Here is a 14,757-nt window from a genome sequence, read left to right as displayed (position 1 = left end):
GATACCGGGCACCGGTTCCCTGATACCGGGTACCGGTTCCCCTGATACCGGGTACCAGGAATCCGGCAACTGGTAACTGGTAACTAGTAACCGGCAACTGGAAACCGGTAACCGGCAACTGGAAACCGGTAACCGGTAACTGGCAACCGGCAACCGATCTAAAACACTTTAGCGTTCAGCAACTGGTTCACTTCATCAAGTAACGATTGTTTATAATCGTTGAGTTTGTCGAATTCAGTGGAAAGAACTCCCGGTGCAGGATGTTTTTTGCCCAGCTTTTCGAGTTTTTCGAGCTGCTGAAAAAAGGGCGTGTTTTTACCCAGAATTGAAACAGTGCTTTGTATATGGTGGGAGAGGGTGGCTACCTGGCGGGCGTTTTTTTCATCCACGGCATTTTTAAGCGCCTCCATTTCGCCGGGGAACTGTTTCAGGAATTGTTTGATAATGGTTCTTAAAAAATCGCCGCTGCCCATAACCATATCTTCTAAAAAGTTCAGGTCGATGTAATGCAGATCGTTTTTAAGCGCCTCTATATTGTTTTTATTGTCGCTCAGATACCGCTTCAGCAGGGTGTACAATTCTTTTTCGTGAATGGGTTTCGAAATATAATCGTTCATGCCATTGCTTAAACATTTTTCGCGTTCACCGGCCAGGGCATGGGCCGTCATGGCAATGATCGGTATGTTGTTTTTCAATTCATTGCGTATAGCCTGTGAGGTGGCATAACCATCCATCAGCGGCATTTGAATATCCAGCAATACCAGGTCGAACCGGTCGCGTTGCAGCCATTCAATGGCCTTAACGCCATTATCGGCCAGTTCAAAGTTCATCTTCCAGCTCTGGAAGGTATATTTTATCAGCAGCTGGTTCATGGCGTTATCTTCCACCACCAGTATTTTGGCATCGGGGAAGGTGCCGGGACCAACTTCGGTTTTTTCGGGCAGTACGCTGGCCAGGGCTTCACTCACCGGTACCAGCGAATATTCAATGTCAAAAACAAATTCGGTTCCTTTTCCCTGTGCGCTATCTACCGTAATGTCGCCGCCCTGTATTTGAATCAGGTTCTTTACAATAGAAAGACCCAAACCGGTGCCTCCGTATTTGCGGGTGGTATCTGTTTCGCCCTGCTGAAAGCGTTCAAATACCGATTCAAGCTTATCGGAAGGAATTCCAATACCGCTGTCTTTTACCGAAAATCGCAGGCGGGCATTTTCCCTCGTTTGTACAAGCGATGTAATATTGATAGTTATACCGCCCTTTTGAGTGAATTTAATGGCATTGCTGATGAGGTTTACCAGTATTTGGGTCAATCGCACGGCATCACCGTTCAGCGTGTCGGGTATATTATCCTGAATGAAAATTGAAAAGGAAAGATTTTTTTCGCGGGCTTTATGATAGAACATGGTTTCGATGGAATTGCAAAGCCCTCTTAAACTGAACGGATTTTTTTCGATACGCAACATGCCTGCTTCGATTTTTGATATGTCGAGAATGTCGTTGATGATCGTTAATAAATTTTCACTGGCCGATTGAATAAGGTTTACGAATTGTTGCTGATCGTCTGACATAGCTGTTTTTTGTAGCAGGTTGGTAAAACCAATAACAGAGTTAATGGGCGTGCGTATTTCGTGGCTCATGTTGGCAAGGAACTGTTCTTTTACATGAGCCGAGGCTACGGCCTCTTGTTTGGCTTCTTTTAAAGCCGTTTCAACTTTTTGTTGTTCGGTAATATCGTTTACGGTTGAGCGGCTCGATACATAATTGCCTTCATGATCGTAAATGGCAATGGAATTAAGCACCACCGGAAATGTTCGGCCGCTTTTGGCTCGCATAATAAGACGCCGTTCCCTTACTGACCCACGTTGTTTAAACTGCGGAAAATTTTCGCGTACGCTTTTGGCTGTTTCTTCTTCAAGCAAATCATAAATAAATAATTTGCCTACTACCTCTTCGCGCTTATACTCAAGCCATTTCAGTTCGGTATCGTTAATGGCAACAATGCGGGCGTCGCCGTCGAGCGAATGGTATCCGCAGGGTGCATTGTTGTACAGGTCCTGTATTTCGGCCGATATTTTTTCAATATTGCGACGTGATTCTGTTTCATTCAAATTGGCCTGTTCAAGCCGTTTGATCAGGTGCTGCTGGCGCAGCAGATGGCGTATGACCAGCAGGGATAATATAACGATGCCCGATAGCCCTAATATGGTAAGCAGCCGGCTGATGGTCAAAATAACGATGGTTCGCTTGCGGTTTAGCTGAATGCCTGCCTGCAGCCTGTCGTACAGTTCTTTTTCAATTTGCATCGACAGGTCGGTAATGCTGTCGCGCAATATGGTGCCCGCCTTGCTGGCTATTCTTTTTTCGGCCTGCGCTTTACCAAAGCGATGGTATACGTCGATAATTTCGTTGGTGGTGATTATTCTTTTTTCGATCAGGGAGGCGAGGGTATTAAAAGAAGCCTTATTGTACTGGCCCCGGGCTGCTTTTTGCAAACCGGTAAGCTCGGTTTTTAAATTTTTGAGGGTATCCTGTATGCCAATTATGTAATTTGAATCGCCGGTGATAACGAAACCTCTTACTTTACTTTCAGTAAGGATCACGTTCTTGATGATATTCTGTATTTTATTATGTAAATGGAAAGATTCAATCGCATCACGGCTTGCTGAACGCGATTTACTGATGATCCGCTCGGTGTTGAGTTGTAGTATGATGCCTGCCGCTATAAAAGCCACCGAAAAGGCAATACTATATAGAATAAGCCTGTTAGGTTTTATATTTCTCTTCATGGTACTGGGGCTACCTCAGTCAAGCCTTAACCTTATATGTCGTTTACAAGAATTTTCAGCCGTTCAATGCAGGTTCGCAGTTTACGGTTGATCGTAAACAACAATATTGCGTAACCAAATGTAAATGTTACGATTCAGGTTGATAGTCAGTAATTAGCAATTCGTCTTGCCAACTATAACTTTAGGGGTTTGCAATTAATCAGAGACTATAAGCAATAGTAATATAATGCAAATTTAAATATAAACCTTACAATAACTTTATTTTCTGTATCAATTTGCTGCGGTTGCTTTCGGCTACCGGTATAGGGGTATTGGCAATATTCACCACCCCTTCCTCTATTGAATCGATTTTGTCGAGCGATATGATATAACTGCGATGAACACGCATTAACCGGGCCGAACTGATCTTTTCTTCCACTGCTTTTAGGGTGGTATGCACAATATGCCATTGTTGCGGGGTGCGAATCTTGATATAATCACCCATGGCTTCTATCCATAATATTTCGTCGAGGCGAATTTTTTTGAGCAAATTATTATCGCGAATAAAAAGATAGTCGTCTTCAACCTCTTTAACCTCCGAATCGTTCCGAAGGATAATTTCGCGTACTTTTTCTATGGCCTGCAGCAGGCGGGGCATGGTAACCGGTTTTACGAGGTAATCAACCACATTCAGTTCAAAAGCCTCTACGGCATACTGCTTATTTGAGGTGGTAAGAATAACCAGGGTTTTTTTGGGTAATATTTTCAACAATTCGATGCCGGTCATTCCGGGCATTTCTACATCCAAAAGAACGAGATCCGGTGGATTGGCCGTAATATTGCGGTGCGCTTCCATTGCGTCCTTGCATTCGCCTGTCACCTGCAAACTACCTGTTTGCAGGGCCAGTTGATGTAAGGTAAGTCTCGACAAGTCGTTATCGTCCACGATCAAACACGTTATCATAGCATAATGGTAGTGAGCGACAAAGATAAGGAGTTGGCGGTTAGCAGGTAAGCACTTGCTGTTACCGGTTTCGGAGTTTGTGGCCGGAAAGTAAATTTGTTCTGCAATTGCAGATAAACAGAGAACTTAAATAACAAATAAAAAAATAAGTAAGACATAATAATACAGGGGTAATGATTAAACCAGTAACAATTTTTTTAATCTCAGGTACGTTGTTCAGTTTTTTAAGCTCCGGTTATGTGGCAGGCGGGAAAATCAGCAAGTGTATGAAGAAATTGCTCGTTCTTCTTGTTTTCGCGGTTGCTATGCAACCTTCTTTTTCCCAGGAAGGGAAAAAACTGGATTCATTATTTTCAAAGGGCGATACAACGGCCGTACTCGATTCGCTAATGAAAGACTTTGACAGCTATCTGGATAGCCTGGCCGGCCGTAAAAGCTTTTTTACGGTTAATATGGGTATTGGTACCGGCTTCTTCAGTTTTAATGATAAGAACTCGGTACTTACGAATACGCAAAAAAAGATCATCTTTTCACCAGCGGCTGGTTATTTTCATAAGTCGGGCTTTGGCATTTCAGCCACGGCTTTTGCGCTTGCGAATAACGGTTTGAGTTTTTATCAGTTTGCATTCAGCCCTTCATATGATTGTATAAAAAAGAGTTTTTCAACGGGCATCGCTTATACAAGGTATGTGACAAAAGATTCACTTGATTTTTATACAACCCCTATTCAAAACGAGTTGTTCGCCTATTTTTCATACAAGAAATGGTGGGTGCGGCCAACGATCAGTTTCAGTTATGGATGGGGGAGTAAGGCCGAATATGAAAAAAGAAGAGTAGAACGCCTGGCCCGTTTGCTTTCACAGGCCGACCGGTACTATGTGGTTGTAAAGAACGAAACATCGGTACGTGATTTTTCATCTACCATTTCGCTTCGAAAAGATTTCGACTGGTATGATGTGTTGGGAAAATCAGACAACCTAACGTTTACACCTATCGTAATGTTAAATGCCGGTACGCAGAACTATGGTTTTAATACATCCTATTCGTATAACTTTTCACCGGTACGCGCCAATTCATTACCCAGTAATAAAGATATATCCGACAATACCCAATTTGCATTTCAATCAACCGCTGTTGCGTTTCGCGGCAGTTATTTAAAAGGAAGATTTCTGTTGCAGTCGCAGGTGCTCTTTGATTATTTTTTACAGGATACACAGGACTCCGACTCAAAGCTCAACACCGTTTATTCCGTTACAGCAGGAATAAGTTTTTGATTATAACGGTTCCCTCAAAATTGAAACCCTCCTATTATGAAGTTTGCAGTTTGTGCCGCAATGCGGCATTAACAGCAGGCTATAATTTCATTGTGTAAAAATAGCAACACATGTGTTGCAAAATATTAGGTATTTCTTCACTTAGCTGTTAAGGGAAATTAACAGGCTAAGGTGAACCTTGGCATATAAGTTGAAATTCTATTACTGAACCATAAATAACAGAATATGAAATTAAAATTTCTGGCGTTATTAACATTTGCCCTGGCCCTGACCACAATGTCTTTTGCGCAAGGTTTTCATGTTGGTGTAAAAGCCGGCGCTAACATCTTCAAAGTTGATGGTACATCAATGAAAGATGAATTTAATTTCGGTTACAATCTTGGTGCATTTGCCGAACTCAACTTCAGTGATAAGTTAGGTATTCAACCTGAAGTAATGTGGAATCAAACCAATTATCGTACAGGCGATCATTTCTCTTCCATTTATCCCCAGGGTGTAGATGATGTTAAAGGAAAGCTGAACTATTTAAGCATTCCGATTTTATTAAACTATAACCTGGCCAAATTCTTCACGTTACAGGCCGGTCCGCAGTTTGGTATTTTGCTCGACAAGGATAAAAGTTTGTTCAAGAACGGACAGGATGCATTTAAGAGCGGCGACTTCTCAATGCTGGGTGGTGTACAGTTAAACATCGGCAGCTTAAAAGTGGGTGGGCGTTATGTTGTTGGCTTGGCCAACATTAATGATATTGATAATAAAGAAAAATGGAAGAACCAGGGATTCCAGGTTTACCTCGGCACAAGGATATTATAAGACCGGACATTAATCAATTCAATATATATCAATTGTCATCAAAGAGAAAGCCCTTTCTGTTTTTGCAGAAGGGCTTTTTCTTTGATTTCTGATTTAGGGATTTAGAGATTTAGAAAACAAGCCTGCTATAAATGAAATCCCAAAATCTCAAAATCGAAAAATCAGCAATCGAATGAGTTTCTTCAAAATTGTCGGGGCTTAACTTTATACAAATTAGGCATGGGGGTAATATTGCGAGGTCGTAGAGTGGGCATAGGTACTGATTTATTTGGGTCAGGTACCAGGCACCGCATATTATCAGGAGGCATAATATAAACTTTTCCTTTATCTGTTACGTGTGATAAGGTGGCATTGGTCAGCAGCGCGTTCTGTTGAAGGTTTGAGAGTAATTCCAATTGCCGCAGCCGGTGTCGTGGAGTATCGGCAACAACGGCGCCGGGTAAACTGGTTATACCAAATTTTTTTTCAGGTGTTGACCACTGCAATTTGCGGGTTGAAATTTCCTGCGCCGAAGCGGCGCTTACTACTGATATGAGTAATAATGATAATAAAATACGGCTTTGCATACAACTGATTTCTTTCACGATGCGCCGTTGCTAAAAATTACATAAATCTGAAGTCAGAAGTCGGAGGTCGGATGTCGGAAGAGTCCGAAATTCAAAAAGCCCGAAAGACGGTTGCATTTGTTTGCTGCATCTTTCGGACTTCCTGACTTTCCGACTTTCGGACTATTATTTCATGTTTTTAAACGCATTGATCAACCCGTTGGTAGAAGAATCGTGCTTGCTTACGGGTTTATTATCCTGCAGTTCGGGTAAAATATTATTGGCAAGTTGTTTACCCAGCTCAACACCCCATTGATCAAAGCTGAATATATTCCATATAACACCCTGCACAAATATCTTATGCTCGTATAAAGCGATCAGCTGCCCCAAAGTATACGGCGTGATCTTTTTTACCAGAAAAGAATTGGTGGGCCTGTTGCCGGTAAACACTTTGAAAGGCACCAGGAACTTTATTTCTTCTTCGCTTTTACCGGCCTTAACCAGTTCTTCTTCTGCTTCTTCTTCGGTTTTACCATTCATCAGGGCTTCGGTTTGGGCAAAGAAGTTCGACAACAGCTTGGCGTGATGATCGCCAATAGGGTTGTGGCTGATGGCAGGTGCAATAAAATCGCAGGGGATCAGCAATGTGCCCTGGTGTATCAGTTGATAAAATGCATGCTGGCCATTGGTACCAGGTTCGCCCCAGATAACCGGGCCGGTATTGTAACGAACCGATTTACCTTTACGGTCAACACTTTTACCATTGCTTTCCATGTTGCCCTGTTGAAAATAGGCGGCAAAGCGGTGCATGTATTGATCGTACGGTAAAATGGCTTCGGTTTGGCTATCGAAGAAATTGGTGTACCAAAGGCCGATAAGCGCCATGATCACCGGTATATTTTCTTCGAAAGGTGCATTGCGGAAATGATTGTCTGTTGCATGCGCGCCTTTGAGCAATAATTCAAAATTATCATAGCCAACCGTTAATGCAATTGATAAACCGATGGCGCTCCACAGCGAATAGCGGCCACCCACCCAGTCCCAGAACTCGAACATATTTGCTTTATCGATTCCAAACTTCACCACTTCTTTTTCATTGGTGCTAAGGGCCACAAAATGTTTGGCTATATAACTTTCATCGCCGGCTGCTTCGAGGAACCACTGACGCGCGGTATGGGCGTTGGTCATGGTTTCCTGTGTGGTGAATGTTTTGGATGCAATCAAAAACAGCGTTTCCTGTGCATTTACTTTTTTCAGTGTTTCGGCAATGTGGGTAGCATCAACATTCGATACAAAAAATACCTCAATATCTTTTTTCCAGTAAGGTTTCAATGCTTCGGTAACCATATAAGGTCCCAGATCGCTGCCACCGATACCGATGTTAACGATGTACTTTATTTTGTTACCGGTATAGCCCGTCCACTCACCGCTGTGAATGCGGTTGCAGAACTGTTTCATCTGGGTTTGTACCTGTTGAACCAGTGGCATTACATCTTTGCCTTGTGTAATTACCGGTTCACCGCTCATATTGCGCAGGGCGGTATGTAGTACAGCGCGTCCTTCGGTTTCATTGATCGGTTCGCCGTTGAACATAGCCTCAATGGCATCGCTCACACGGCATTCATTGGCCAGGTCAATGAGCAATGACAGCGTTTTGGAAGTAATTCTGTTCTTTGAAAAATCGAATAATATATCTTCAAAAGCAATGGAGAATTTGTTGAACCTGTCGGGATCATCGGCAAACAATTCGCGCAGGTGTGATTCGGAAATCTTTTTATAGTGACGTTCCAGCTTTTCCCATGCATCGGTATGATGCGGCTTAATCTTTGGTATCATAAGTCAATGAATTAGTACCAAAAATAAGGAAGAACAGGATTCCGGCAAGTGATGTTTGTCAGTTGCCGGTCCCCGGGTTCTGGATTCCGGGTCCCGGTTACCAGGTTCCGGGTTCCGGTAACAGGTATCTGGTGACTGGTAATCGGGTAACTATAAGTTATTTATCACGTCTATAGTATACTGCACCATTTCAGGCGTAATACCAAGATGCAATACCATTCGTATTTGTGTTGGCGAAATAGGGATCACCCGTATATTTTTTTCAGTGAGCTTAGCGGCTATTTGCGCCGGCTGATAAGGCGCCTGTATTTCAAAAATAATGATGTTGGTTTCTACAGGCAATAAACCGGCGGTAAATGGTTTTTTGATAAGAGCCGAAGCTATTTCCTGCGCATGTTCATGGTCCTGCGACAACCGAAGGATATTATTTTTTAACGCAAATACACCGCTGGCTGCCATGTAGCCTGCCTGCCGCATGCCCCCGCCGAATATTTTACGTATTCTTCGCGCTTTTTTGATGAATGCCTGATTGCCGATGAGAATACTTCCTATAGGGCAACCCAATCCTTTATTTAAACAAATCGATATACTGTGAAACAAGGCACCATATTGTTTAGGCGTTTCGTTGCGAGCCACAATAGCGTTGAATAAACGGGCGCCATCGAGATGCAGGGAAAGGTTGTTATTGTCGCATACTTTTCTGATGCGTTGTATTTCGTTCAGCTCATAACAGCTTCCGCCACCGCGGTTCGACGTATTTTCAATACAAACCAGTGAGGTATGCGCTTTATGAACATCATCAGGATTTATAGCAGCGGCAACCTGTTCGGCAGTAATGCGTCCGCGATCGCCGGGCAATAACCTCGATTGCGCCCCTGCATTGAATGCCATACCACCGCCTTCGTATTGATACACATGCGCGGTTTGATCGCAGATCACTTCATCGCCCGGTTGGGTATGCACTTTAATGGCAATCTGGTTGCTCATGGTACCGGTAGGACAATACAATGCGGCTTCCATTCCAAATAATTCTGCTGCCATCGATTCGAGCAAATTCACCGTGGGATCTTCGCCAAACACATCATCGCCTACGGGTGCTTTCATCATGGCTTCGAGCATATCGGGCGTTGGTTGGGTAACTGTATCGGAACGTAAATCAACTATCATGACGCTAATATCGGGAATTTTTGAAGTCCGAGGTCAGAAGTCCGAAGTCAGAAGTCTGAAGTCAGAAGCTGACAGGTTTAAAAGGTAACAGGTTGACAAGTTAACAGGTTGGCTGAAACGGAAGCAATTGACAATTCACGATTGACATTGACCATTCACCATCAAAAAAAATTAACATGTGATTAAACTTTGGCGGTCGATGCTGTTCCAAAATGAGCACTTTAACAAAACAAAAAACACTTTAAAACGTATAGCCATGAAATTAAAACTTTCAGCTACTATTGCCATGTCCTTACTGATGGTATTGATGATTGCTTCGTGTAAAAAAGAAAGCAGCTCTCAAACGCCTGTAAGCGATTCGGAAGCCCAAACCATTAGTCAGGAAGATGCAGCAGCAGAAGGTGAATATGATGATGTTACTGAAATGGGTTTGGCCGCCGGCGCCGATATGGAAGGCGGTGCTGTTGATAATGGCCGAATAGCCACCGATGGCAGCACTTCGCGCATTCGCATCGATCTGTTCGTTAACCTGCAATTAAAACTCGGTCCCTGTGTAACGATCACCGCTGAACCTAACGACACAACGTTCCCTAAAACAGTTACTATTAATTACGGCGATGGTTGTTTGTGCCGCGATGGTAAATTCAGAAAGGGTAGTGTGGTATTATATTTTAGCGCGCCGCTTCGTAAATCAGGCTCTGTGCTTACCATTACGTTAAAAGATTTTTATGTAAACCGCGCACATATCGAAGGTGTGAAAACAATTACCAACCTGAGTGCCAATGGTGCTGTTAGCTATTCGGTAAAAATAGAAGGTGGTAAAGTAACCTGGCCCAATGGACGAGGATTTACTTATAACGGAACTAAAGTGGTCACGCAAATTGATGGCGCCGGTACGCTTACCTGTTCAGATGATGTATACTCGATTGAAGTACGTACTGAAATTAAGTATGCCAATGGTATTACTGTAACTAAAAATACCGACACGCCGTTGATTAAACCGGTGGCCTGTCATTGGATAACAAAGGGTGTTTTAAAAATAACTATCAATGACCGGGTATTGTATCTTGACTTTGGTACAGGTGGTGATTGTGACAACAAGGCATTATTAACATGGGCCAATGGCTCAGTTGAAATTACCCTGCCTTAGAAAAGAATCACAATCCGTATTATGAAATATTAAGAAAGGCCTTCCCATTAACTGGGAGGGCTTTTTGGTATATGGTGAGTGGAGGCTTTAACGGAAGTCAATTGCCATCAACAGGCAACTTATTACCAATTTGCGATCGTTTAGTTCTTCAGGATCATCGTTTAATTGATTAAACTGATCATTTAATTGTTCAAATCATCCATTTGAAACTTTTTGCTATCGCTTAGTTCTTCAGGATCTTCGTTTCATTGATTAAACTGATCAATTAATTGTTCAAATCAGCAATCTGAAGCTTTTTGCTATCGCTTAATTCATCAAAATCATCAATTAATTGATTAAACTGACCAATTAATTGTTCAAATCGGTCATTTAATCTTTTAAATATGTCAATTGAAGTTTTTTGCCGTTATAAAATCTTTCAAATTGATATCATGATTGATTAAGCGATCATTTTAATGCTTTTTGCGATCGCTTAATTCTTCAAATCCGGATATTTAAAACTTGTTAATGGCCCTGTCAAAATAAAAAAGCCCTCCCGTGGAATCGCGGAAAAGGCTTTCTTATAAGTAAAATTAATTTATAACGAAGGTTGTGGCTGATCAAAATCGAAATGCGGTTGTTGTGCAGCCTGAAATGCAGCCGGATCGCCAAAGGGACCAATATATTTTGCATCACCGAAAGCCAGCATAGGATAAAATACAATGCCTAATAATAAAAGTCCAACAGTGTATCCTTCATCCTTTCCAAAGCTTTTCGACAGCATGTTTACTGTCCAGATAGCAAAAACAAGGTTTACAACAGGGATCAAAAGCAGCAAAATCCACCAGGTGGGCTTGCCAACAATCTTTAAGAGAACAATAAAGTTGTAGATGGGAACAATTGCAGCCCAGCCTGGCTGACCGGCTTTGGTATAAATTGTCCACATGCTTGCAATAAGGAATACGACAACAGCTAAATAAAGAATTACAATAATTGCCATAGTTACGTCGGTTTTTAATTAGAAATAGAGGCTTTAAAAATGTAAATTATTTTTAGTATTTGCAATAGTGGTAAACGGGCAATTTGCTTTCGGTTGAATGTGTCTTCTTCCTTATCCTTGTCTTTGTTCTAAGCTGCCTTGTGCCTTGTACCTTGATCCTTGTACCTTGCTCCCTGTGCATTACTTCAGACAAGCATTCATCATCCACATTTATTTAAAGTGTGGTTCAGAGTGGATGTTACAATGGTATCGTTTAATTGTTATTTTCCCGGTTATTGATAAGTATGGTAACGGGCTGTAGCTGGTAAATAGTGTTGTGCATATAAACGTAAAATTTCGAATTGCATTGTATTAATTCAGTATGAAGAAGTATGATTTTTACGGTAATGTTCCTCCAGTTCATCGCCCCCGAAGTCGTTTTTCAGGTCGCGCAACACTGTATGCACATGATTAGCATTATTTTGTGTATTGTCATATTCTATAATGATTGTTGGGCCCTGTATACGATAATAATAGCCTTCCGTTGAACCTTTTTGTTGCGCCCCGGCCCAGGCAAATTGTAATTTACCGGCATCGGCCGTCTTTATTTCTTTGAGCATTGCATCGGCAAACAATTTGGTGTACCGGTGAATATATACTTCTATCAGCTGCATCATTAACAACTGCTGGTCTTTGTTCAATTCACTGTAATAAATGCCCTGTGGATGATCGATCATCGCCTTACGGTTTGCATTAGTAATAATCTCGGGAAAAGCTTTGGTATTAATAACAGCTTTATTCAACTGTTCTTTACTAAGCGCATGTAATAGGGTAAAACCGGCATCTGTTTCTTCTTTTAAAGTTTCTTTTCCTTTGAATTGTCCGGATGGTACGATAGCCGGATTCGCTCCCAGAAAACCCGGTGTGCCGGATACCAGTTGATTATTTTCGGCTGAAAATGTAAATGAAATATGATGTCCTTCAAGGCGCCATCCCCAAATAGCATTGGGTTGCGGAGTGCCGAACATTGTAAAATAATATTTCCCCGTATCGCGATAATGATCGTCATCGCTTCGGCCTTCGAGCTGTTTTAAAACGCCTTCGAGTAGTATAATGTCTTTTACTTTTTGTGTACCGTTTTCGCTTAAACAGGTTGCCAGCAGGTCGAACGCCAGCTTCTTTTGCTGTTCGTTCAGTTCTTCTATGGCAATGCCATTGCGGCTTTTGGGAATGAAATGCCAGTTAAAGCGCTCGTTATCTGTAAATGTATATTGTACCTTTTTAAGTTGTAAAGTAGTTAAACTGCCGATAAACCGGTTGGCAGTTTCAGCAGGTTTTTGCTGTGCGGTAACTGTAACCGCAAAAAAAATGGGAATCAGCAACACGGGCAGCAAACGATTCATAAAAAAGTGTTGCTGTAAGTTACCAATAAGTTACCATTTACAACATGATTGCAGCATTTACTGGTTAATGGGCTGACCAAATTGTAACGTATAGCCATTGCAGTCTTTAATGGCGAATTCACGCATGTTATATTCAAAATCGCATACCGGATAAAGGATCTCGGCCTTATCTTTTAATTCTTCCCACCAGGCTTCTATACTATCGGTATTAAAATAAAACGAACCGGCAAAATGTGGTGTTTCAGGTTCATGTTCATTGCCTGTAGTAAACATGATGTAAATGCCGTCTTTTTGTATTTGCCCCCAGTGACCGGTTTCGAGATAAGCCACTTCGGTAAAATGTAAACGGGTAACATCGTAATCGATAGTTGTTCTGACATTATTAACTACCATCATCGGACGTAAGGATAACAGCTTCATGTTATTTTTATTTGAAGGTGTAAAAATCAGCATAAACCATTACACTACTTCCATCCAGGTATGATCTGCCAAAAGTTTCACCGCTGCCACAAATCTTTTATACGGACCGGCGCCGCCGCCCCATTCCTTCGGGCTTACCATCGACAGCAGGTAAGAGGCATCGGCTTTTTCATATACATAATAGATATGTCCGATTACCGGTGTAAAATTCAGTTTGGCTCCATAGATCAGCAGCGACAATTCTTTTCGTTTTTGAATTTCCTGAGCCTGCAACGCCAGCAGTTCTATCTGCTTTCTTATTTGCTCAAGCTGCATATTGGTTTGCTCTTCCATGGCATTAAGCGCCTTGTGACGTATAACGCCTTCTTCGGTAGGTTTAATAACAGCGCCCGCTACCGAAGCCGAGTAGGGGAGTACGCTCAATTGTTTATGATAGTATTCAACATTGGTATATGGCTGTTGCTGTGGTGTGATGCCTTTTTGGGTGATCTTCAGATAACCGTTCGGCATTATTTCATGAACGATGTGCAACACCTGTTCTTTTTGCCGGTAGAATGTGGTTTCGAAAGTAATGCCATCTATAAAGCAGGTCTTCACGGTATCGGCTATGTCGGTATTGGCAAATGTGTGTTCCTGTGCGTCGGGAAGAAGGGTGTATGATGATTCAAATGCCTGGTTTTGCAATGTTACCCAGTTCATGGAAATGGCAAGCAGCCGTTCATTTTCTATGGCTTCCATTTTATAAATACCTGAACGCGGGCGTTCGCCAAATTCATATATGCCTTTCTCGGGAAACAATTGCCAGCTTGCCAAAAAGTTATATGCCTGTATCATAATAGTCATTAACCGGTTATCATGTAATAATCGGTATGCTGCAAAAATCAGTTCTTTTTTGTTCTTTTTAGGAAATTGTATTGGTTAAATCAAACCACTGCTAATTCTATCAGCCAAAGAATGCCCAAAAAAATACTAATGGTAATTAATAACCCGATAACGCCCGTTACTACTGCCTTCCATAGGGGATAGCATTTGCCTCCCAGTGCAATATGCTTACTGATATTTTCTCCCTGGAATTTTTTGGTAAATAAAGTAGTTATCAAGGACTGCAAAATGGGAAACAATATGTTGGGTATTTTATCGACATGCGGCGAAGAGGCTATCCCGAAAAGAAGAATAGTAAAAATAACGGTAGCAACAAGGGTTATTTTTGCTGCGGTTGGTTTACCAAACGATCTGAAGTTTTCGGCCATTAAATAGCCTGCGGGCAGTGGACCGGCCAAAAAAACTGTAACAGAAATAGTAATTGGTTTATGAATTTTTTGCGCAGGCACTTCAACAAGGATATCCTGTTCCATGTGGGTTGGGTTATTTTAAGGTACAAGATACTCATATGGTGCAGCATTTAAAAGTGTTGATGACAATTGAGTAGGAAGGTAGCGATTAGTTCGCTACCTGTCCCCTC

13 protein-coding genes are annotated in these 14,757 nt (G+C 42.0%); 3 read left to right on the top strand and 10 right to left on the bottom strand.

The window, feature by feature from the left end:
* Positions 1-158: 158 nt before the first annotated feature.
* Positions 159-2,786, bottom strand: a complete 2,628-nt coding sequence (locus AC59IL_RS38460; RefSeq protein WP_496557576.1) for an ATP-binding protein — start codon at positions 2,784-2,786, stop codon at positions 159-161.
* A 247-nt stretch (positions 2,787-3,033) separates the two neighbouring features.
* The gene (locus AC59IL_RS38455; protein ID WP_496557575.1) at positions 3,034-3,729 is read right to left on the bottom strand and encodes a LytR/AlgR family response regulator transcription factor; all 696 of its coding nucleotides are present in this window, start codon (positions 3,727-3,729) and stop codon (positions 3,034-3,036) included.
* 266 nt (positions 3,730-3,995) lie between these two features.
* Between AC59IL_RS38455 and AC59IL_RS38450 the strand changes: the two genes are divergently transcribed.
* Entirely contained in the window at positions 3,996-5,003 is a 1,008-nt protein-coding gene (locus tag AC59IL_RS38450; protein WP_496557574.1) for a hypothetical protein, read from the top strand.
* A gap of 225 nt (positions 5,004-5,228) precedes the next feature.
* On the top strand, positions 5,229-5,816 hold the full coding sequence (locus AC59IL_RS38445; RefSeq protein WP_496557573.1) for a porin family protein: 588 nt from the start codon (positions 5,229-5,231) through the stop codon (positions 5,814-5,816).
* A 182-nt stretch (positions 5,817-5,998) separates the two neighbouring features.
* On the opposite strand, the gene AC59IL_RS38440 is transcribed toward AC59IL_RS38445, so the two are convergent.
* The 3 genes from AC59IL_RS38440 to AC59IL_RS38430 all read right to left on the bottom strand — a co-directional run bounded on the left by AC59IL_RS38440 (position 5,999) and on the right by AC59IL_RS38430 (position 9,364).
* Complete coding sequence (locus AC59IL_RS38440; protein ID WP_496557572.1) at positions 5,999-6,382, bottom strand: hypothetical protein; 384 nt, start codon at positions 6,380-6,382, stop codon at positions 5,999-6,001.
* Positions 6,383-6,547: 165 nt separating this feature from the next.
* Positions 6,548-8,197, bottom strand: a complete 1,650-nt coding sequence (pgi, locus tag AC59IL_RS38435; protein WP_496557571.1) for a glucose-6-phosphate isomerase — start codon at positions 8,195-8,197, stop codon at positions 6,548-6,550.
* Positions 8,198-8,347: 150 nt separating this feature from the next.
* Positions 8,348-9,364, bottom strand: a complete 1,017-nt coding sequence (locus tag AC59IL_RS38430) for a threonine aldolase family protein (RefSeq protein ID WP_496557570.1) — start codon at positions 9,362-9,364, stop codon at positions 8,348-8,350.
* Positions 9,365-9,620: 256 nt separating this feature from the next.
* Here AC59IL_RS38430 and AC59IL_RS38425 point away from each other — a divergent pair, with 256 nt between their 5' ends.
* Positions 9,621-10,514, top strand: coding sequence for a hypothetical protein (locus AC59IL_RS38425; RefSeq protein ID WP_496557569.1), 894 nt, complete (start codon positions 9,621-9,623; stop codon positions 10,512-10,514).
* Between the two features lie 577 nt (positions 10,515-11,091).
* Here the strand turns inward: AC59IL_RS38425 and AC59IL_RS38420 are convergent.
* The 5 genes from AC59IL_RS38420 to AC59IL_RS38400 form a co-directional block, all read right to left on the bottom strand.
* On the bottom strand, positions 11,092-11,493 hold the full coding sequence (locus tag AC59IL_RS38420; RefSeq protein WP_496557568.1) for a DUF5684 domain-containing protein: 402 nt from the start codon (positions 11,491-11,493) through the stop codon (positions 11,092-11,094).
* Positions 11,494-11,849: 356 nt separating this feature from the next.
* Positions 11,850-12,875: a DUF3500 domain-containing protein gene (locus AC59IL_RS38415; protein WP_496557567.1), complete on the bottom strand. Its 1,026-nt coding sequence runs from the start codon at positions 12,873-12,875 to the stop codon at positions 11,850-11,852.
* A 57-nt stretch (positions 12,876-12,932) separates the two neighbouring features.
* Positions 12,933-13,295, bottom strand: a complete 363-nt coding sequence (locus tag AC59IL_RS38410) for a VOC family protein (protein WP_496557566.1) — start codon at positions 13,293-13,295, stop codon at positions 12,933-12,935.
* A gap of 39 nt (positions 13,296-13,334) precedes the next feature.
* Positions 13,335-14,138 (bottom strand): DUF2452 domain-containing protein, encoded by an 804-nt coding sequence (locus AC59IL_RS38405; protein ID WP_496557565.1) that lies wholly within the window; start codon positions 14,136-14,138, stop codon positions 13,335-13,337.
* Positions 14,139-14,218: 80 nt separating this feature from the next.
* Entirely contained in the window at positions 14,219-14,650 is a 432-nt protein-coding gene (locus tag AC59IL_RS38400) for a hypothetical protein (RefSeq protein ID WP_496557564.1), read from the bottom strand.
* Positions 14,651-14,757 lie beyond the last annotated feature (107 nt).

Source organism: Niastella sp. sgz303648, assembly GCF_059587045.1.
Note: the sequence above shows the minus strand (reverse complement) of the source record. Positions and strands in the feature narration are given on the sequence as shown.

What these genes read in the sequence shown, in the direction of transcription:
- AC59IL_RS38460 (WP_496557576.1), bottom strand. Translation starts at nt 2,786, where the DNA reads ATGAAGAGAAATATAAAACCTAACAGGCTTATTCTATATAGTATTGCC.
- AC59IL_RS38455 (WP_496557575.1), bottom strand. Translation starts at nt 3,729, where the DNA reads ATGATAACGTGTTTGATCGTGGACGATAACGACTTGTCGAGACTTACC.
- AC59IL_RS38450 (WP_496557574.1), top strand. Translation starts at nt 3,996, where the DNA reads ATGAAGAAATTGCTCGTTCTTCTTGTTTTCGCGGTTGCTATGCAACCT.
- AC59IL_RS38445 (WP_496557573.1), top strand. Translation starts at nt 5,229, where the DNA reads ATGAAATTAAAATTTCTGGCGTTATTAACATTTGCCCTGGCCCTGACC.
- AC59IL_RS38440 (WP_496557572.1), bottom strand. Translation starts at nt 6,382, where the DNA reads ATGCAAAGCCGTATTTTATTATCATTATTACTCATATCAGTAGTAAGC.
- pgi (WP_496557571.1), bottom strand. Translation starts at nt 8,197, where the DNA reads ATGATACCAAAGATTAAGCCGCATCATACCGATGCATGGGAAAAGCTG.
- AC59IL_RS38430 (WP_496557570.1), bottom strand. Translation starts at nt 9,364, where the DNA reads ATGATAGTTGATTTACGTTCCGATACAGTTACCCAACCAACGCCCGAT.
- AC59IL_RS38425 (WP_496557569.1), top strand. Translation starts at nt 9,621, where the DNA reads ATGAAATTAAAACTTTCAGCTACTATTGCCATGTCCTTACTGATGGTA.
- AC59IL_RS38420 (WP_496557568.1), bottom strand. Translation starts at nt 11,493, where the DNA reads ATGGCAATTATTGTAATTCTTTATTTAGCTGTTGTCGTATTCCTTATT.
- AC59IL_RS38415 (WP_496557567.1), bottom strand. Translation starts at nt 12,875, where the DNA reads ATGAATCGTTTGCTGCCCGTGTTGCTGATTCCCATTTTTTTTGCGGTT.
- AC59IL_RS38410 (WP_496557566.1), bottom strand. Translation starts at nt 13,295, where the DNA reads ATGAAGCTGTTATCCTTACGTCCGATGATGGTAGTTAATAATGTCAGA.
- AC59IL_RS38405 (WP_496557565.1), bottom strand. Translation starts at nt 14,138, where the DNA reads ATGACTATTATGATACAGGCATATAACTTTTTGGCAAGCTGGCAATTG.
- AC59IL_RS38400 (WP_496557564.1), bottom strand. Translation starts at nt 14,650, where the DNA reads ATGGAACAGGATATCCTTGTTGAAGTGCCTGCGCAAAAAATTCATAAA.